The 18,567-nt window shown below is 48.2% G+C and carries 19 protein-coding genes and 1 tRNA gene; 10 read left to right on the top strand and 10 right to left on the bottom strand.

The annotated features are described in order from the left end of the window. Positions 1 to 21: 21 nt before the first annotated feature. The 3 genes from BRW63_RS04695 to BRW63_RS04685 form a co-directional block, all read right to left on the bottom strand. On the bottom strand, positions 22 to 1,428 hold the full coding sequence (locus BRW63_RS04695) for a DUF4335 domain-containing protein (RefSeq protein WP_073069755.1): 1,407 nt from the start codon (positions 1,426 to 1,428) through the stop codon (positions 22 to 24). Between the two features lie 30 nt (positions 1,429 to 1,458). Beyond that, a complete protein-coding gene (locus BRW63_RS04690; RefSeq protein WP_073069754.1) occupies positions 1,459 to 2,079 on the bottom strand; it encodes a DUF3038 domain-containing protein in 621 nt (206 codons plus the stop codon). A gap of 160 nt (positions 2,080 to 2,239) precedes the next feature. Further along, positions 2,240 to 2,953 carry a diacylglycerol/polyprenol kinase family protein gene (locus tag BRW63_RS04685; RefSeq protein ID WP_223257290.1) on the bottom strand — a complete coding sequence of 238 codons (714 nt, stop codon included), beginning with the start codon at positions 2,951 to 2,953 and terminating at the stop codon, positions 2,240 to 2,242. A gap of 275 nt (positions 2,954 to 3,228) precedes the next feature. On the opposite strand from BRW63_RS04685, the gene BRW63_RS04680 reads away from it, so the two are divergent. Continuing rightward, a complete protein-coding gene (locus tag BRW63_RS04680) occupies positions 3,229 to 4,359 on the top strand; it encodes an SGNH/GDSL hydrolase family protein (RefSeq protein WP_219898547.1) in 1,131 nt (376 codons plus the stop codon). Here BRW63_RS04680 and BRW63_RS04675 read toward each other — a convergent pair. Further along, positions 4,313 to 5,965, bottom strand: a complete 1,653-nt coding sequence (locus BRW63_RS04675; protein ID WP_073069751.1) for a B12-binding domain-containing radical SAM protein — start codon at positions 5,963 to 5,965, stop codon at positions 4,313 to 4,315. The two genes, BRW63_RS04680 and BRW63_RS04675, sit on opposite strands and share 47 nt — an antisense overlap. 222 nt (positions 5,966 to 6,187) lie before the next feature. Here BRW63_RS04675 and BRW63_RS04670 point away from each other — a divergent pair, with 222 nt between their 5' ends. Continuing rightward, positions 6,188 to 7,129 carry a ParA family protein gene (locus tag BRW63_RS04670; protein ID WP_073069750.1) on the top strand — a complete coding sequence of 314 codons (942 nt, stop codon included), beginning with the start codon at positions 6,188 to 6,190 and terminating at the stop codon, positions 7,127 to 7,129. A gap of 49 nt (positions 7,130 to 7,178) precedes the next feature. Here the strand turns inward: BRW63_RS04670 and bchI are convergent, their stop codons facing one another. Further along, positions 7,179 to 8,279 carry a magnesium chelatase ATPase subunit I gene (gene bchI, locus BRW63_RS04665; protein ID WP_073069749.1) on the bottom strand — a complete coding sequence of 367 codons (1,101 nt, stop codon included), beginning with the start codon at positions 8,277 to 8,279 and terminating at the stop codon, positions 7,179 to 7,181. Positions 8,280 to 8,461: 182 nt separating this feature from the next. Here bchI and dapB point away from each other — a divergent pair, with 182 nt between their 5' ends. Continuing rightward, a complete protein-coding gene (gene dapB / locus BRW63_RS04660) occupies positions 8,462 to 9,283 on the top strand; it encodes a 4-hydroxy-tetrahydrodipicolinate reductase (RefSeq protein ID WP_073069748.1) in 822 nt (273 codons plus the stop codon). 372 nt (positions 9,284 to 9,655) lie between these two features. Beyond that, the gene (locus BRW63_RS04655; protein ID WP_073069747.1) at positions 9,656 to 10,474 is read left to right on the top strand and encodes a zinc metalloprotease; all 819 of its coding nucleotides are present in this window, start codon (positions 9,656 to 9,658) and stop codon (positions 10,472 to 10,474) included. Positions 10,475 to 10,480: 6 nt separating this feature from the next. Here the strand turns inward: BRW63_RS04655 and BRW63_RS04650 are convergent, their stop codons facing one another. Together BRW63_RS04650 and BRW63_RS04645 are read right to left on the bottom strand one after the other, a co-directional pair. Further along, on the bottom strand, positions 10,481 to 11,110 hold the full coding sequence (locus BRW63_RS04650) for a precorrin-8X methylmutase (RefSeq protein WP_073069746.1): 630 nt from the start codon (positions 11,108 to 11,110) through the stop codon (positions 10,481 to 10,483). A gap of 71 nt (positions 11,111 to 11,181) precedes the next feature. Next, complete coding sequence (locus BRW63_RS04645; protein ID WP_073069745.1) at positions 11,182 to 11,811, bottom strand: vWA domain-containing protein; 630 nt, start codon at positions 11,809 to 11,811, stop codon at positions 11,182 to 11,184. 166 nt (positions 11,812 to 11,977) lie between these two features. Here BRW63_RS04645 and BRW63_RS04640 point away from each other — a divergent pair, with 166 nt between their 5' ends. Continuing rightward, on the top strand, positions 11,978 to 12,547 hold the full coding sequence (locus tag BRW63_RS04640; RefSeq protein WP_073069744.1) for a DUF3172 domain-containing protein: 570 nt from the start codon (positions 11,978 to 11,980) through the stop codon (positions 12,545 to 12,547). A 64-nt stretch (positions 12,548 to 12,611) separates the two neighbouring features. Here the strand turns inward: BRW63_RS04640 and BRW63_RS04635 are convergent, their stop codons facing one another. The 3 genes from BRW63_RS04635 to BRW63_RS04625 all read right to left on the bottom strand — a co-directional run bounded on the left by BRW63_RS04635 (position 12,612) and on the right by BRW63_RS04625 (position 16,408). After that, complete coding sequence (locus tag BRW63_RS04635) at positions 12,612 to 12,800, bottom strand: addiction module protein (RefSeq protein WP_073069743.1); 189 nt, start codon at positions 12,798 to 12,800, stop codon at positions 12,612 to 12,614. 115 nt (positions 12,801 to 12,915) lie between these two features. Next, on the bottom strand, positions 12,916 to 16,038 hold the full coding sequence (locus BRW63_RS04630) for a S1 family peptidase (protein ID WP_073069742.1): 3,123 nt from the start codon (positions 16,036 to 16,038) through the stop codon (positions 12,916 to 12,918). A gap of 19 nt (positions 16,039 to 16,057) precedes the next feature. Continuing rightward, entirely contained in the window at positions 16,058 to 16,408 is a 351-nt protein-coding gene (locus tag BRW63_RS04625; RefSeq protein ID WP_073069741.1) for a CU044_2847 family protein, read from the bottom strand. A gap of 310 nt (positions 16,409 to 16,718) precedes the next feature. Here BRW63_RS04625 and BRW63_RS29455 point away from each other — a divergent pair, with 310 nt between their 5' ends. From BRW63_RS29455 to BRW63_RS28085, 5 genes are all read left to right on the top strand, one after another. Next, positions 16,719 to 17,012 carry an SDR family NAD(P)-dependent oxidoreductase gene (locus BRW63_RS29455; RefSeq protein ID WP_073069740.1) on the top strand — a complete coding sequence of 98 codons (294 nt, stop codon included), beginning with the start codon at positions 16,719 to 16,721 and terminating at the stop codon, positions 17,010 to 17,012. A gap of 8 nt (positions 17,013 to 17,020) precedes the next feature. Then, positions 17,021 to 17,527 carry an SDR family NAD(P)-dependent oxidoreductase gene (locus BRW63_RS29450; RefSeq protein ID WP_219898554.1) on the top strand — a complete coding sequence of 169 codons (507 nt, stop codon included), beginning with the start codon at positions 17,021 to 17,023 and terminating at the stop codon, positions 17,525 to 17,527. 12 nt (positions 17,528 to 17,539) lie between these two features. Further along, positions 17,540 to 17,624, top strand: a tRNA-Ser gene (locus BRW63_RS04605). A gap of 330 nt (positions 17,625 to 17,954) precedes the next feature. Continuing rightward, the gene (locus BRW63_RS04600) at positions 17,955 to 18,212 is read left to right on the top strand and encodes a DUF1816 domain-containing protein (RefSeq protein WP_073069738.1); all 258 of its coding nucleotides are present in this window, start codon (positions 17,955 to 17,957) and stop codon (positions 18,210 to 18,212) included. 23 nt (positions 18,213 to 18,235) lie between these two features. Then, positions 18,236 to 18,567, top strand: a 332-nt coding sequence (locus tag BRW63_RS28085) for a hypothetical protein (protein ID WP_262983519.1), incomplete at its 3' end; no start/stop codon positions are given.

Here is an 18,567-nt window from a genome sequence, read left to right as displayed (position 1 = left end):
TATAGAACACTCCCACCTTTTTTATTGACCATTGGCTGACTGTAAGAAGGTTTGAACGCTTCCATTTGGGCTGAGAACCACTCTAATCACGGCGCTACCTCCGCCTTTAATGGGTGACACAAACGGTTCATTCCAGGGGGGCATTCCTGTGCGATCAATATAGTCGCCTGCCACTTGGCTGAGGGGTTCCACGTTCAGAATAGAACCATCAGCATTTAAAGTCACACTATATTCCAGCTTCTCAGTTAGCTCTGGGCGAACTTTCCAACGCTTCTGAAAGAATTGTCTAACTTCGGCGACCTGAGGAATGGTGTCAAAAGCAGTGCTGTCTTTGCTGAGGGCACGGCTGGTGCTGCTGGGCGCGATCGCGGTTCGCTCCCCGGCACTTTGACTTGCCGCAGACGGGTTTGGAGCGCTACGAATCTTGGCGTTACCCTCTGAACGGCTTCCTGGTATAGGAGACACGGGATAGACATCTGGACGATCGCCCGACGGTGCAGGTTGAATGGTAATGGCTCCGGGAGGCGGTTCTACCGGAACGGAATTGGCAGGAGCAGGCGGAACGGTGATCTTAGGCAGAGTGCCCGTTGAAGGAGTGGTTTGATTGATCGATGGAGCAGGTGGATTAGGAATTGAGGTGAGTGGGGGAGCGGTGGGCAAAGTGGCTAATGGGCTAGGACTGGGGCTACTCGGTAACGGTTGAACGGCAAGACGCTGATCGCTGCTGCTGGCTCCCTGACTGCCCGTGGCAACGGTTTGATTGGGAGCGGGACGATCAAGCAACCGTAGGACAGAGGCAGTCAGCCCAAAGGCGATCAGCGCAGTTGCGGCAAGACTCGTCCACTGAGGAGACGTTTTTGCCCAAGCGGGACGGTTGAGATTAGGGAGTGCCGTAACATCTGCGGCATAGTCATCTAAAGCGCTGGCGAGATCTGCAAGCTGCACCGCACTCAATCGAATCGAGGCCCCAGATTCTGGAGTTGCCAGGGTTCCTAAAAATAGTTCATGGGAGAGGATACCGCTGGGCTGAATTGAAATTTTAGCGGGGTTGGTTTCAGACCCTAAGTTGGCATCACTGAGAGTAGGACGAGACATCACGCTCAAAGTTGAAGCGATCGCGGAATTAAGGCTTGGGTTGACCTCATTCTCTGCACGATGAGCGGCGTTTAGAAGGGTGATGGATTGGTTAAGAAACTGCTGAACATAAGCAGTGACCACTTGAGAGAGTGATTCTAGCTGAGTCCGATCGCCCTGCACCGTCACCCAGTGGTCATCGCTAACTCTGGGGTCGTCAAAACTGAGCTTAAAACGCAGATGTTTCAACATAGAGCGACCCATCCAACGAGAGAGGGGCGAGTCTTTCGCAGAGATTGCCAGCGTACAAGTGGGCGGCGTATACCGTCGGGTCACTGAGTTAGAGAAGGACATGGGTTCAAAAGTGAAATACGTCAGAGAGAGTTAGGCGTGAGAAGTTAGAGAAGACTGGGGAGATTGAATCGATCGCTCCAACAAGATCAGCCAGAGCCGCCGGACTCCGTTTGAACTGCCGTAAAACAGTAAGTCAATTAACAGCTTGAGTGCCAGATGAGTCAGGATCTCGGTTGGCACCGTTTCCCCGTCTTCCATTCGCTCTTGGTAAGTGTTGTGAAACGCATCTAAGTAATTTCCTAATAGAGAGGCTTGGTGGGGTTCTCGGTTTTGTTCGGCAAGCTGTTCTAACAAAGCGACGGCTCGACGCACCAATTCATTATGCTGTTTTGCGAGGTGGCAGATAATCAGCGAGAGCGCTCGTGCTTCTTCGACATCGAGTTTCTTGCGGCCGCCTTGACCTTTTCTTAACGGGCTAGATTGACGTAACCGCCAGAGAGACACCCGATCGGCAACCACCGACTCTAAGCCCAGATCGGCTGCCGCTTGCAGCATTGCCTCAGAACTGATGCCCGCGATCGCTTCAAGTGCCAGCAAGATCAGATCCAATTGGGCTTTAATGTTGTCCAATTGCTCAGGGTCGGGCTGAGAGGTTAAAGAAAGTTCTTCCCAATTAGGGGCTGGGCTGGGCGGCTTCACGATGGAGGTCATAGTTACAAGGTAGGAGACAATCTGAGCTTGGGAGAAATGGTTTCAAGTTCTGAAACAATCGACTTTTCGAGATCGAGAAAAGTTTCCTTACTGAGAGTTTACTATCCTCAGTCTAGCGGTAGTGGCGTTTCCAGTCTCTCACCCCTTTGGCGGATCGAATTTAGGGCAACAGTAACTGGCTTAAAAAGAAGCTGATCGCAGCGCTGCCGATCGGCACGGTCAGGTTATCAATCCCAAACTTTGAGAAGGCTTCTAGCCCGGTTGCGACGAGGGCAACGACGAGCGAAATTAGCCAGACTTGCCAGATATTCCCGATCGTCCCAATCAGAATGAGCAAGCTCACTGCATAGCTAACCAGCGCCATTGTTAGAGAACCTTCCCAGCTTTTTTGCATATCCCACAGTTTATAGACGTGGCGACCGAAGCGTTTACCAATCAGCGCCGCCAAACCATCACCCCAGGTCATTACCAAGATTCCCAAAGCGGCGTATTGCGGTAAATTGATTGACCAAAACCAAGCCACCAGCACACCGATGCTAACTGCGTAGAAAAAAGTGCCAAAGCTTTTGCGACCGATGCCGTTGATGTTGGGAAGAATCGGCATGTAATAGGACAGGAGGGCGATCGCGCTAAACAAAATCGATGCTGAAACCCCAACCCATAGCGGAATCTTCAGCCACCATGCGATCAAAATGACGTTTCCGGTGCCAATGTGAACCACTTTGCGAATCACTTCGTTTTCTGCTTTGCCAAAGCGTTTGGCTGCTTCTGCGAGTAAGCCGACGATCGCTAGCCAGGTTAAAGCGATCCCAATCTGATATCCCAACGTTTGGAGCGAACTGCCTCTAAAGTCGGGAAGCAAGGATGAAGTCAATACAGGATGGACTAAGCAGGGAATCACAAGAAACGCGGATATGTGGCTTCTTTATTGTAAGGACTGTTGCTTTCTTCTCTATCATTCGGGTAGAAGAGAGTTTGTGAAACGTTTATAGATTGCTCGACTCAGTAGATTTCTTTACTCTCAGTAAAGATTTCATAAAGGACGATCCGTAGTGGAAGAAATGTTGGCGTAATAAGTAGAGAACTTAGTTAGAGCTACGAGTTAGATTTCTCGTTTACATAAACTTTTTTCACATTGGAGAGAATTACGTGTCTCTATTCAGAACTTCCTTTGAGCGATCGCTCATTCTGTCGTTGACTGCATTGCCGATCGCGGCGATCGTGTCACTGCCCAACGCAGCCAAGGCAGCCAGCTTTCAGAATTTATATGTGTTTGGTGACAGCCTCTCTGATGTCGGAAACGTTTTCCGAGACACAAACGGGTTGATTCCGCCACCTGCTTTGCCTGCCTCTGGTGGCGGTTTGTCGGCTGGTTATGCCAATGGGCGCTTCTCAAACGGCCCAGTCTGGGTTGAATATCTGGCAAAAGATTTAGGTCTTAGTTTAGATACCCGCAATGACTTTGCCTATGGTGGAGCCACAACAGGGACAGAGAACGGGTTAAACCCACTGCTAAATCAGTTTGGATTTCCGAGTACGCTACCGGGGTTGCAGCAGCAGATCGCGACTTTTCAAGGACAGAATCCGACTCCTGATCAGGATGCTCTCTACATTCTGTGGGCAGGTGCCAACGATTATCTAAATCCCAACCTCACTGACCCTCAAGGAACGGTTCAGAGCGCGATCTTTAATCTCGGCACGGCGGTCACAAAACTGGCAGCGGGTGGAGCCAAAAACTTTCTAATCGCGAACCTGCCTGATCTGGGCAAACTTCCCTTGACACGAGAAGATCCGGTGCGATCGCAGGGGTTAAGTTTTTTAAGTAGTACTCACAATACTGCTTTGGCTCAAACCTTGGGCGTTTTACCCTCAACTTTGGGCGTTAATATCATTCCTTTTGATGTGAATGCTTTAGTTAACGACGCGATCGCCAATCCCAGCCGCTTTGGGTTCACCAACGTGACTGAACAGTGTTTACCTGCGACACCGCTCTTTCCCGGTGCTCCATCGCCGTCTACGCCTTGCGATCCCGTTAAAGACGCACCTAACTTTTTGTTTTGGGATCCGCTTCACCCCACTACCAAAGGGCACGAAGTCCTTGGAGAATATGCTTACTCGGTGCTGAAGTCTAAATCGATCCCAGAATCATCTCCAGTTGTCGGGCTTTTGGCGCTAGGGACGTTCTTGGGAACAGGAGCAGCTTTAAGGCGTAAGAAGATTCTCAAGCAACCTGTCACAAACAGGATGCAGTCTGAAGAAGTTGCTGTGGGGGTTGAGTGAATTGCTCGATCGCGGTCATCAAATGTTTTTGCAAGGTGGCTTGGGGTAACGGCCCTTGCAGGTGGCTCCAGGGTAAAACCTGATCCAGTGACCACGTATCGTAGACGTAGAAGCTCATCTCAGGAAGCTGTCCCCGCAGTTCTTTAAAGGCGCGGCGATAGCTACCCAGTGAATCGCCGTAATGTCGGGTGAGTTCTAACAGGTGAGAGAGGCGACGATCGCCCCGCGATAATAACGCCTGAATCACAGACCAGTTGTAGCTTTCAGGACGAAAATCAATGCCTTGGGGCCGCAACTGCTTTTGCAGAAACTGAAGTCGCTTTTCGGCTTGAGTATTGACCCCAAACCACTGAAAAGGCGTGTGGGCTTTGGGAACAAATGTGCTGCATCCCAAAGTGAGCCGCAGCCCCGGAGCCGCCTTTTTGACTTCGCGCATCATCGCGACAGTTTGTTCTAAATCCTCCGGTTCTTCGCCAGGAACGCCTGCCATTCCGTAAAGTTTGATAGCACTCAGTCCACCCGCTTTAGCGTTGATGGCGGCTTGAATAATCTCGTCATTGGTCAGCTTTTTGTTGATGATTTGACGCAGCCGATCGGAGCCACTTTCAACGGCGATCGTGATTGATTTGGTGTCATGCTTCGTCAACATCTGCGCCAGTTTCTCAGTCACCGTGTTCGTCCGAACTGAGGCAATAGTGACTCTTACAGAATCGTTCTGTGGTTTGTTGAGATAATCGAGCAGGCTCTCAAACTCTGGATGTTGCGTGACGGATGCGCCCAATAAGCCCAGCCGATCGGTAACTTGCAGACCCCGCTTGATCGCGGGAATCAGCGACTCTTCAACATCAGCGATCCGAAATGGCAGCGTTAAATAACTGGCGAGGCAAAAGCGGCACATCTCTGGGCAACTCCGCACCACCTCCACCATATAAATATTTTCCCAGGCGGCTTTCTCGGTGACAACCGTCGAGGCTGAAAGCGTATTGCCGCGATAGGTTTGCTTTTCGATGCGGGCGGGAGTTGTGGAGTCGATCGGCTCAATTCGCACGATCGCCCCATCAGGACTTTTGTAAGTCACCGTGTACAAACTGGGCACGTAGATGCCGGGGACTTGCGCTAAGTGCCGCAGTTGAGTTTGACGATCGGCGTGTCGAACTTCTTGATAAGCGTCAATAAACGCACCCAGCAAAATTTCTCCATCACCCAGCAATATCACGTCAAAGAAATCTGCAAAGGGTTCGGGGTTGGCGGTGAGAACGGGGCCGCCGCCAAAGACGATCGGGTGATTAGAGGTGCGATCGCACGATCGAATCGGAATCTCCAACGACTCCAGCAAGCCGAGAATATTGACGTAATCGAGTTCCCAAGACATCGAAAAGCCTAGAATCTCTGGCTGTGAAGGCAACGATTCATGAACGTCAGTAAACAAGCGACTAACCTCCAGATCACTCCGTGCGGCTAACGTTGCCCAAACCACCTGGTAACCCAGACTCGTAATTCCCACACTATATTCATTAGGGAAAGCAAATATGAGCGGAATTGCGTCAGCTTGAGAAGTTGCAGGCGTAAATAATCGGCGTTCAGCCGCAAAAACAGATGCAGTCACAGGTTGGCAGTCTTCTTGCTAAAAATAATCAGGGAATGAAGCCTTGATTTGAAACGGCTTCACTCTCCCTTCAGCCTAACACCTGCTTTTAGCCATCATCCGACTGATCTGGCTAAGAGAATTTCGCTTAGATAAAGTTTATGACTGAGAGTGCAAAGTAGTATCATGAAGTGCTTATTCAGTCTGCGGCTCACAGTCATCACCACCGAGAGGATATCGCGCATGGCATTTATCATTGCAACCGCAAACATGAAGGGGGGAGTCGGCAAAACTACCCTCACTGTGAACATTGCAACGTGCCTCGCCAAAAATCACGGTAAGAAAGTCTTGATTGTGGATCTAGACACGCAAATTAGCGCCACTCTCAGTTTGATGACCCCCGCAGATTTTGCCAAAATTAGAGCTGACAAGCGCACCCTACGGCATTTAATTAAGCGATCGATTCTGTCAGATAAGCAGCTTGCAACAACTGTCCCGGAGGCGATTCGTTCTTATGTTTGCAACGTCAAAGGGTTAGACCTACTACCCGGCGATATCGATCTCTACGATGAGTTTATGGTGTCAGAAATGCTGCACCAAACGGCAACTCGTCAGGGTCAAACAAACTTTGAGCAGGTTTGGAATAACTTCGAGAAAACCTTGATTCAGAGCATTTTGCAGCCAATCCGCAAAGATTATGATCTGATTATTTTAGACTGTGCGCCCGGATATAACCTGATTACCCGCAGTGCTTTACTGGCCAGTGACTTCTACCTCATTCCCGCCAAGCCAGAGCCACTATCACTGATCGGAATTCAGCTATTAGAGAGACGAATCGCCAAGCTGAAAGAAACGCATAAGGCAGACACACCCATCAGTCCCAATTTATTAGGAATTGCCTTCTCACTTTCGGGAAACGTGTTTTCGAGTCGCTATTATGGGCAGGTGATGCGACGGTTGAACGAAGATTTTAGTGAAGCAAAATTATTTAAAACGCGAATCCCGCCTGATGTGAATGTGTCGAAAGCCGTGGATACGTTTACGCCTGTTGTGTTAGCAAACCCAGGTACTGCCGGGGCAAAAGCCTTTGCAACGATGGCACAGGAATTTTTGCAAAAGCTGTCCACCGCCGCAAAAGTTGATCAGCCCCCTTCAAAGTTTGCGCTTTCTTCGCTAGATGACTAATTGTGGATGTGAGGGATAAAGTTTATTTTATCCCCCGTCCCTTTACGCTTTATGCGGCTTCAAGCCCAAACACTTGATTAAACACCTTCTCAACTTTGTAGCCAGAATCGATCGACTCCATCGGGTCTTTTCGCAAACGGTGACGTAGACAAAGGGTAACGACTCGACGAATATCACTAACTGTGACTTCGGTGCGACCTTCAAAAGCAGCGATCGCTTTAGCAGCTCGGTTAGTGACAATATCCCCGCGCAGTCCATCAACATCTAACTCTGAGCAGACTTGAGAAATCTTGACTCGCAGATCGTAATCAATCTCGATCGCTTTCAACCGTTCTTGAGCATTCACCAACTGTTCCTGAAGGTCAATTTGCTGAGGTTGATAATTCTCTAAAAACTCTTGAGGATTTTGGTCAAACTCCGTCCGTTGTTCGACGATTTGGACTCGCAGCACAGGCTCTTTAACGGTGCGAATTTCGGCGTGCATACCAAAGCGATCGAGCAGTTGCGGGCGCAGTTCTCCTTCTTCGGGGTTGCCAGAACCGACCAGCACAAACCGAGCCGGGTGGCGAATGGAGATGCCTTCTCGCTCAACGGTGTTCCAGCCTGACGCAGCGGAGTCTAGCAAGACATCGACTAAGTGATCGTCTAAGAGGTTGACTTCATCAACGTAGAGAATGCCGCGATTTGCTTTCGCCAATAAGCCAGGTTCAAAAGCTTTGACTCCTTCAGAGAGCGCTTTTTCGATGTCGATCGTCCCGCAAACCCGATCTTCGGTGGCTCCCAGTGGCAGATCGACCATCATCACTTTTTTCTTCGTCACCAAGACTTCGCTGCCCTTCTCGACAAGTTGCCGCACCGCATCGCCCATGATTTCAGGGTCGCTGGGATGGCTGTTAAAGGGATCATCGGCGACGACTTCGATTTCTGGCAGCAGATCTGCTAATGCCCGAATGGTCGTCGATTTGCCAGTACCCCGATCGCCCATAATCATCACCCCGCCGATTTTGGGGTCGATGACATTGAGCAGTAGCGCCAGCTTCATTTCTTCTTGACCGACGATCGCAGTAAAGGGAAAGACCGCACGGCGACGAGGGGCGGGCGACACGGTAGAGCGTCCATTCTGGGAAGTAGCTTCTGTCGTAAAAGTCACGAGATTACCTGCAAAATCAAAGAAGTTTTAATCAGCGTACTCAATTGTAGACTACACCGCGCACCGAATGTAGAGGCGTTGAGTCGCTCACAAGCGTGGTTTACAAAACAGATTTAAACAGAGCGAAATCCGATCGCTTAATTCTAAAATGCCCGTAGGTTATTCAAAACGGTTCTAACATTATGGCGAGTCAGATTCCGGTTGTTGTGAATGGTGCCACAGGCAAAATGGGACGCGAAATTGTCAAGGCGGTGTCTCAAGCGAGGGATATGACTTTGATCGGAGCCGTAGCGCGAAACCCAGACGTGAATGGGCAAGACATTGGCGAGGTAATTGGCTGCGGGGCGCTAGAAGTGCCGATCACCAATGATTATGAGTCGATGATGGCAATGCTGTCTCAAGAGAAAGAATTGGGCGTTGTGGTCGATGTGACACATCCCGATGCGGTTTATGGCAATGTGCGATCGGCGATCGCTTACGGAGTTCGCCCCGTGGTCGGCACGACTGGGTTGAGCGCTGAACAAATTCACGAGTTAGCGGTGTTTGCAGACAAGGCAAGTACCGGATGTTTGCTGATCCCAAACTTCTCGATCGGGATGGTGCTACTTCAACAAGCAGCGATCAAAGCCTCTCAATACTTCGATCACGTCGAAATTATTGAGCTACATCACAATCAAAAAGCTGACGCTCCGAGCGGGACAGCAGTGCAAACGGCTCAGATGTTGGCGGAGTTGGGCAAAACCTTTAATGTGCCGATCGTCGAGGAGACGGAAAAAATTCCGGGATCGAGAGGCGGCCAGTCCGATGAAGGCATTCGCATTCACAGTATTCGTTTACCGGGATTAATTGCTCACCAAGAAGTGATTTTTGGTGCCCCTGGTCAGATTTATACGCTGCGGCACGACACGAGCGATCGCGCTTGCTATATGCCCGGTGTGCTGCTCTCGATTCGCAAAGTTCTCGCGCTCAAAACCTTGGTCTATGGGTTAGAAAAATTACTTTAAACAAAAAATTGCCTGACTCCTAAAGCCCCCGGAGTCAGGCAGTTCATCTGAAGAACAGGTTAAACCGAAAATTACTAAACAAGTTCAGTTGCCCCCTAATTGCTTAGTTTTTCCGACCTGCGTTCCTCTGATTTGATCTCATTGTGGAATATAGATTCCGATTATCCCTCACGAAAAGTACTTGATTTTTAGGACAAGAATTCTGGGCTGGCTCAAAGAATCCGTAGTATCTCTCTGATCACGGGTGATCGATCGCATTCAACCAATCCGCAAACAGGCTGAAATCGCTAGAATGACGACAATCATCAGCCTTTCCCAACCCAAAATGGTATTAGGCTAATATTACCCAGACTGATTTTTTGATTTCACCCGATGCTAATTCCTCTCAGTCGCAAAAAGTTAGAACAGTTAATCCCTGCTGTAGGGACAGGTGCCCAATATGCCTACTTTTGGGGCAACTTCTCCGATTTTTTGCTGCGGGTGCTGATTTCAATTTCGGCGCTGGCGGTGATTTTGCTGGTGAGTTGGCTGCTGCCGATCGGAGCATTGCGCGGGCTTCGCTTCTTTTTAGGACTCTTTGCCCTGGTCTATTGGCTCTGGCGACCTGTTCTGCAAGCAGGTTTGAAGAATCGTGAATATCGCCGCTATAAATATGCAGGCTTTTTGCGCGGTGAGGTAACCGATGTCTACATATCAGACGAAGTGGTTGGTAAAGAAGAAACGGTGAACGATCGCGGCGAGTTAGTCGTGGTCGAAAACCGAGAACGCAAGCTGAATCTGATTGTCGAAGACGAATCTGGGTTTATAGAAGAGCTACAGGTGCCGATCAAGCGAGAACATCAAGCGATCGCGATTGGCGACACCGCAGAAATGGTGGTGCTTTCCAATCGCCCTGATCTGAGTCGAATTGCTAAAGTCACCGATATCTTTGTGCCCCGATGTGGAGTCTGGGTGAGTGACTATCCCTATCTCCGGCGCGATGAATTTGAGTCAGTGAGCCGTAAATTAGACACAAACCCTGAGTTTAACGATCTTCTTGACGATGACGATCAGCCCCGCAGACGAGGTGAGTATGACGAACCCAAGCCCCCTCGCAAAAAATCGGGGCGCACGCAAAATAGTGCCTCTAAAAATCGCCGTCCGCGCAAAACGGGGCGACGATCGAGCAGCCGTCGCAGCGTTGATTATTAAGTCCCATCAGCCCACGCCGTTACCTTCACGCCCATAAGCTTGCCACGCCAGATCGACTAAACTATTGACGATCGCGGCTGCCACGACTGCACTGCCTTTGCGCCCCTCAGTGCGGATGTGGGGAATGAGAGAATCGTTGAGACGAGCCTTAGTTACCTCGACATCCACAAAGCCAGACGGGGTGCCGATCACCAGCGCAGGCTTAATTTCTTCAGATTCAATCAGTTCTACGAGGGCAGAGAGGGCGGTTTGAGACTCGCCAACCACAAAAATTCCTTCAGGGTAGCGTCTTGCTAACGTTTCGATGCCCCACGCCGCACGAGTCTTTTCTTTTTGGGGGCGCGTAATTGCCTCCATGCTGCAATAAATAGGATTTGCAAACGTATTTTGAATATTGGTCGTAATGCCCACTTGCACCATCGGCACATCGACCACGATCGTCGTTCGGGCAGCAAGAGCGGCTGCACCCGATTGCAACGCCAATTCTGAGAATCGAATCAGAGATTGATACTCAAAATCTGCGGTCGAATAAATTACCCGACGAACAATCTCATATTCTGCGGGTGAGAAAATGTGGTCGCCAATTTCACGATCGATAATCGCGAGACTTTGGGCATCTGATGCGTGCCACTCCATAGGGTTTTAACTCGGTAGTTGCAAGTATCCAGTTCCGCCTTCAGCTTACCAGGTTGTGACAGTTTCAGCGCTCAGTCATTCAGCACATCGAGCAGAAATCCCGTGAGTGTGTCAGGCTTGACTTCTGCAAAAGCCTGAGTGTGAACAATGTCAAATTTGGCACCTGCTGACTTGAGGTTTTCATCTAAAGCGTTGAGAAACCCTTTGGCAATAAAGTCATCTCCAAGCTGAAGAAAGCCGATGCCGAGTTCGTGGTCTTGGTCGAGTTTTTCAGTCGTATGGATAATCAGTTTTGCGATCGCCATGCGATCGGGCGGTTCTCCATCGATCAACACGAGAATCATCTCGCCGTTGGGCTTTGTCTGGTGAGCCGCCTTGCGGGTGAAATAGTCATCCAGGGCAGATTGCAGCACGTTGAGCAAATCAAGCGTATCTGGCGGATAGTGAGCGTCAAAAATCGCGGTGACTTGATTGGGCAACACTTGCTTATATCGTTTAAACAGGGCTGCTTCATCTCGGCAAGAGATATAAACGGTGATGCCGTCAGGATCAAAAGCTTCGCATTGTTGAGCCAGCGACACGATCGCATCGTGGGCGGCTAACCAACGCTGCTCATATCCAGGTGGCGTTTTAAGCAGATTGGCGGCAGTTTTGGCAACAACGATCGTATAGTCGCGGTTTTGTAAGAGCGCTTCAGACATAGAATAGAGAGTCGGCGTAGAATAACCCAAGGGTGAGTCTAGGATACGCGATTTCTGCCAATCTGATGAGACGAGAATCTCGGTCAATCGGCATCGAGATTTGTCATACTGTTAGACAAAAGAGTGCTAACCACTCTCGCATAGTTTCTCAATTTGCCAAGCCACCATGAAACGTAGACCCAAAAATAGTTCCTACGATTACGAAAGAGATGATGAGGCTTACACTCCGCCCGATAAAGGCAAGCAGAGTAAGCCGAAAACGCCGTTTAACTACACCTCTCTCTTTATCATTGCGGGCATTTTTATTCTCGGCATTGGTGTGGGCATCGGGTTTAGCTCGACGGCTTCGACCAGTGACACCAGCGTGGTTAGCAACGTGCAAATTGATGCGAGGGCACCCAACGCAGAAATCTGCATTCAAAATGGGGCGAGTGCGATCGCGTTAGAAACCCGCTTTTTTGTGACGCTCAACCCGTTTAAGGTTTACGTGGCTCAGGCGAACACTCAACCGGGATGCGTGTTGCGGAGTGCTAGCTGGCAGGTGCTTGAGCAGCGCAATTTGATTACGCCTGAGCAAGTTCGCGCCTGCCGTCAACGCATGAACACCTTCAGCTATGTCGGCGCTCTAGAAAGCAATCCTAAAATCGATTGTGTCTATCAGAGCGATAGCGCGAAAAATCTCTTCCTCGCTGCGCCAGGATCGGGTGCGGCTCCACCAGAAAACGAGAAATTCTGATCAGTCTGTTATGGGGCTGTGATTTGAAGGGACTGTTGTGTAACGTCCCCTCGATCGTTTTCGTTTAGCCATCTAATAAATTGCTCTGCGAGGCAACACGTTCATTTACGATTTCTAGATGCCACTGAGGAATAGGTAGCTCATCATCTGCGGTAACTATCAAATTCCAGAGCTGTTGAACGTAATCAATTTGTTGTATTTCAGTGAGTTGCTCAAATCCTGGCGGAGGAGATAGCGGTTGAGAAATGGTCATTGTTACTATGGGAAGGAACTGAATTATGATAAAAGTTATAGCCGCTGTGCGAGAGGAAAGGAAATATAGTACTTCCTGCATTTAATAAAAGTTTCGACACATGACTTGACAAAGATTAGTTCTTCGGTGTCTGCACTGGATTATTAAAGGATTCAACCAGTCGCTTCTCTAGCACTACTCGGTATTCCTGCAAATCTTTGGCTTCTTTTGGGGACGCATTTTTAAGCAACCTGTCTACGAGTGCGATCGCTCTGCTCCAATTTTTGTTATTCACTGCAACATTTAGAGCATCTCGAAGCTCCTGGTCGGGGATTGATTCAATGGGTGGATCTGGTGCAGGTGGTACTGTTGGGACTCGATTTGAGCCAGAATTACCTTCCGGCTCTTGTCCAGCTTCGGGTACTGAAGGACTTTGGGGTGTTGGGGAACTTCTCCGTGAGGGGACAGGGCTAGAAACTGAGCTAGGTTGGGTAGATGGTCTTAGCCTAAACTCTTTTCCTTCAGGAATCTCAAGCGCCCAGATGTTGGGTGAAGTTTCAAGCATCCGAAATGCCCCTGATGCTCCTTGAGATTTGTCAGTTTTAATCTTCTTTGTCTTCTCATCAATTAAGACTTCATCAGCACTTACACCTCCAACTATTTCTCCTTGTTTTCTGGAGAAAGGAAGACCTTGAATCTGTTCTCCATCAAAAGTGATGAAACATTCGTCAAGCTGAGGTTCAACAGATTTCATTGAGAACCAGCCACTTTTCGTTCGATTTCCTTCTACTAAAGTTCTTTTTTGGTTTCCCCTTAAAAGATAGGAGATTTCTCCCTTAAAACTATCCTTGGTTTGTGTAATGGTGAATACTTCAGTTCCTTGTATCACACAAGGTGTTGGCTCAAGAGTTTTGGGTTTGGCGGGAATTTTCAGCGTAGCTTCGTTTAGGAGACAATTCTCAGGAAAAAAATAAGAACTCAGCCAATTCAATATAGGCAACCGCCAGATTGTTGAGCCACGAGAACAGGGGTCAGGAATCAACCAAAAGCCGAGCAGTAGTAGAGCAGCTACAGTGCCAACAGTAATTGGAGGCATGAGATGGGAAACGATCGGCAGTGGTGCCAATAATCCCAAATTGTGACGGGTAACAGCAGCACCGTCTGTATCCCCTAGTGATTCTCGAAGAGTCAGTGCTTGTGTGAGACGAGAACGAGCAGCGCTACTGTCGCCCAGAGACAGGGCGCGTGTGCCAAGCTGATGTAATGCCCAAGATATAGATTGTCCATCGTTGAGTGCTTGTGAGGCTTGAAGTTCCCATTGCAGAACTCGTTCCCACATTCCCCACAATCCGTTGAATACGAGTGCTGCTTCTAAACCTTGACCAAGTTTAATCACATCAGTATATCGACCAGACTCAAAAGCCCATTCCAAAATGTTTGAGATGGCATCAACATCTTGAAAGACCAAATCAGGCTCTACCTGATTCTGCTCGACAAATCCTTTGAAATAGTCCAGAGCCTTTTCTTTCAACTCGTTTAGGTCTGACTCTTGACTCAAAATTTCGCTGATATTGGAGGTCAGTCTGTACTGAGAATCAGAAACTTGAATGAGATCCTGTTGAATTAATGAACTCAAATGCTGTTCGATATTGGGAATGTCAGCAGCATCAGAACGGGAGATGGAAATTAGAAGTGCTGCTCCTGCTACACCTAAAACAGATAGTTGTTTTAAGATTCGACGGGCGGGTTCTGGTAAAGATTGAATTCTTCGCTGAGTGATTGATATTGCAGATGGGTCTTTTTTGATTGTCTCAGCAATATCTTTCAATGGTTTATTTTGGTCTCTTGCAAGTTTGACTGCTTGACGAATTTTCCAGGGATGCCCCTCGTACTTATCTAAAAGGCTCTTAGCTGCTTGACGATCTTCTTCACCTATTAGAAATTCGCCCCACGGTTTTTTGCCTAGAAAAGCCTCACGTTCTTCTTCAGTTAATGGTCGTCCAATCGCTTGCTCTTGGGCAACTAAATCAAACACTTCTTCTTCGGAGAAGCCTTTAAGTTCAAATGCACGTTCACCTTGTTTGGAGGGATCATCTTCCCGTGTGAACACGAAAGCTGATTTCGGTATCGCCTCGCGTAAGTTAAGAATTTGATCCAGCGGCAGCCTAACATCATCTAACAGAATCAATATCTTCTTAAGCTGTAACGTACTTTCAATTTTCTTGAGGTCAAACTTGATACCACGAATCTTTTCGTTAAAATGGTAGAAAATTTCTTCAAGTAAATCTGCTTCCATATAAAATCGCTTTGCTGGCACATACACTACACCGTCAGGAAATTCTGATGCAATCTTATGATGAGCAAAATCCTTGAGTAGCATAGATTTCCCAACTCCGGGCTTGCCCCAAAAACCTGCTACTTTTTCTTTGCCTTCGCGTTTCAGTGCAAATGCTAGATCTTCAAGTTCTACTCTGCGACCCAGCAAATCGGGACGTAGAGGCGGTAGGCTTAGTGGACTCTGTAGGGCAATTGGTTGAGGAATGTCCTTATTGAAGGGTAGGGGATCAACCCTAACCCCCACTCGTGACAAAAAAGTAAACAGTCGTCTGCCAAAAATAATTTCTCCGATCGCCCTGGGAATTAGAGAGCGCCAACGAGTATCGCGGTAGTGAAACCCATCGTGTTCACTTTCTAAACCAATCCATTGATCAAAGATCACTTTTGTTGGAATGGCTTGACCACCCACCACTTCTAAAACATTCAAAATTAAATCTGCTTTCCGCCTGCTTTTAATAATTCCGCACACTTTCCAAGTGCGTCGATTCAGTAGTGGAGCACCGCTCAATCCATGTCTAATGCTTTCATGTTTTATAGTAAGAAACTGCCCGTGCTTACTTTTTCCTTCGCAAGTAGGACTGATTGAGAAACCACCTTCATCAGGAAAACCATAACTGTAGAGTTGGTCATGAGGATCAGCTTCTCTATCTAGATATGCACATGGATGTTCCATGTGAGAGATTGTGAGAAGTGCAAGATCTCTTTCTTTACTCTCTACACGATCAATCTTCTCTATATCCTCTGCTGTAAATTTCTTATCTTTCCAATAAATTTCTATTTCATTGTCTTTAGCTACTTCTAGTACATGATTACAAGTTAAAATTTTTCCTGGAGCAACGAAGAAACCAGTTCCTTTCTCCCTAGATGTTTTTATCCGGACGGTGCAATCTTGAAACAACTCATAAATTGACTGGTCAGCCACGTACACACTCCTTTTTTATCTATTCTTTAGTCCACTCCATTGTGATCTTGAGATTTGCTTTGCCAGTGCCTTTGACTATCAAAGCTGTTAGCTGCCCAGACTCATAGCCGAACTCAACACCAAACTCGATGCTGGATTTGCTGGTTTTGAACTTTTTGAGGCTTTCAACGACTGAACCAGCGATTCCCTCGATCGCATCAGTGACCTCTTTAAGTGATTGAATCCTTGCTCCCACATCTGACTCAATCTCTTCACCTTCAACGCCAATTTGAATACTAGAGCCAATAACAGTTGCTTCAACTCTGATGAGAGACCCGTTCTCTAACTGCACTGGTATATTTTCAATTCGAGATTCTTTGGAATTATCCATTGCATTGAGCGATCTGCTGATTATATCCCAAGAAAATTATAAGTGCTTTTCTTCTAAAATACCAAAACGAAGCCAACGAAATGTTTCTCAACTGCGATCGCGAAGCTGACCACCCAATGAGGGAAATAGAGCTAAGGAATATGGGTTTGAGCCACCTGCCACACCAAACGGTCGCTACTGTTTTTGAGTAAGCCAACCTCCTCAAATCCAACAAAGCGAATCGGTGCAGTTTCAAGCCATTCTTCAACCGCGATCGTGGTGAATCACGAAGCCATCGAACTCAAAAAACTCGACTCATCCCGGCGATAACATGACGCAAGACGGGTCAAGTCAGTTTAAGCAAATTGCAAAAGCCGTGACGCGGCAAGTTGCCGAATTATTAGGCGCACAGGGATTGGGGGAAGCGATTTGTCGAACATTAGCCGCGTCAGGCGTGATCACGATCGTGGCAGATATTCGCGAAGACCAGGCTGAAAGAGTGGCGGCAGAAATCGGGGCAGAGGGCGGCAAAGCGATCGCCATGCGATTAGACATTACTGATGAACATCAGATTCTATCTGCGGTTGAAAAGATTATTAGTCAACATGGTCAGGGACGGATTTAACGGTTGCGATCGAAGACCTTGCGATTCAGGATTGGGATCGAATTTTAGCAGTCAATCTTCGCGCGCCGTTTGTGTTATCAAAAGCGGTAATTTCACACATGAAGCAACGCGAAAGTGGTCACATCGTTAACATTGCTTCGACTGCTGCAAAACGCGCTTGGGCAAACGCCTCTGCTTATCACGCCAGCAAATGGGGATTGCTAGGATTCAGCTATGCTCTGCACGTCGAAGCCCGTCCCCATAAAGTGAAAGTCACGGCTGTGATTGCTGGAGGAATGCAACCGCCATTCATTCTCGATCGTTCGCCCTGGCAGGTGCCTCATCGGTTGCTTTTTCAAGATGTGCCCTGCAAAGATTGCTATAAAAGCATTTGCCCCGAAGGACATCACAACTGTTTGCGTCAAGTCAGCCCAGCCGCGATCGTGACCGCAACTTGTGAACTGCTAGATGAACAGGCTCGATCGCCGCTAATTTTTCACGCGCCTCCCTCAATGCTCTCGACTAGGTTAATATAATATCTGACTGCTGGAGAGGTGGCAGAGTGGTCGATCGCGTCCGACTTGAAATCGGATGAACCGAAAGGTTCCGAGGGTTCAAATCCCTCCCTCTCCGTTGAATTGAAATAAATAAAGTCGCTGATCACTCCCAGAGTCGTGTTTAGTCTTCTAAAGCCAGGCTTAAAACGTTTCCGACAGCACAGACTGATGACCGAAAAAGTACTAATGTCATTTGGGTCGGTCAAATAACGACTCATTAATTTAATGTCTAAAGATACTTGCCTAAATTCAGCTAAGAATGTTAGCTAGATACTGGACAGTTTTAAGATCTAATGTCTACGATCGCATGCTCTTTCCTGTTTTCGCAGATTTGACAGAGGGCATGATAGACAGTGAGATTCTACAATCAGCCTAAAAACCTTTACCTCAGTCTTAATTGCTTTCTATGAAATTACTGAACGTCTTCAAGGAAATTACATCGGGATTTATGCAAGCGATGTCTACTCCTTGGTGGGTAGAGATCAAGACGGCAGAACCTAACTGCACCTACTATTTTGGCCCGTTTGATGACCCGGCGGAGGCAAAATCCGCTCATTCAGGCTATGTCGAAGACCTGACAGGAGAAGGCGCACAGGGAATCAACGTCGAGATCAAGCGCTGTAAGCCTGTAGAACTCACAAGCTGCGCGTCAGGAGTGGAATAAGGCGTTCTGCGGAGACTGACGACATGGCAAAATCGCGCAAGCTTGAAGACACGATCGCGCTGCTGGCCGAGATTCGAGCCGACCCCAGCTCAGACGTGGGGATCACAACACTCAGTCAAGTGCTGAACAGCAAATATTCGGTTGCCGTCTCGCAAGCCGCGAAGCTAATTGGTGAATCTGAGTTACATTCGCTGATCCCTGAATTGGTTGCAGCCTTCGATCGCTTCATGACAAGTGGATCTGACTCCGATCCCGGATGTCTGGCAAAAATGCGAATTGCCGAAGCACTCTATCGACTCGATCACAGCAACGAAACCCTTTTCTTACAAGGGATTCGACATCGGCAGATGGAAGC

Source organism: Phormidesmis priestleyi ULC007 (assembly GCF_001895925.1).
Classification (GTDB): Bacteria; Cyanobacteriota; Cyanobacteriia; order Leptolyngbyales; family Leptolyngbyaceae; genus Phormidesmis_A; species Phormidesmis_A priestleyi_A.
Note: the sequence above shows the minus strand (reverse complement) of the source record. Positions and strands in the feature narration are given on the sequence as shown.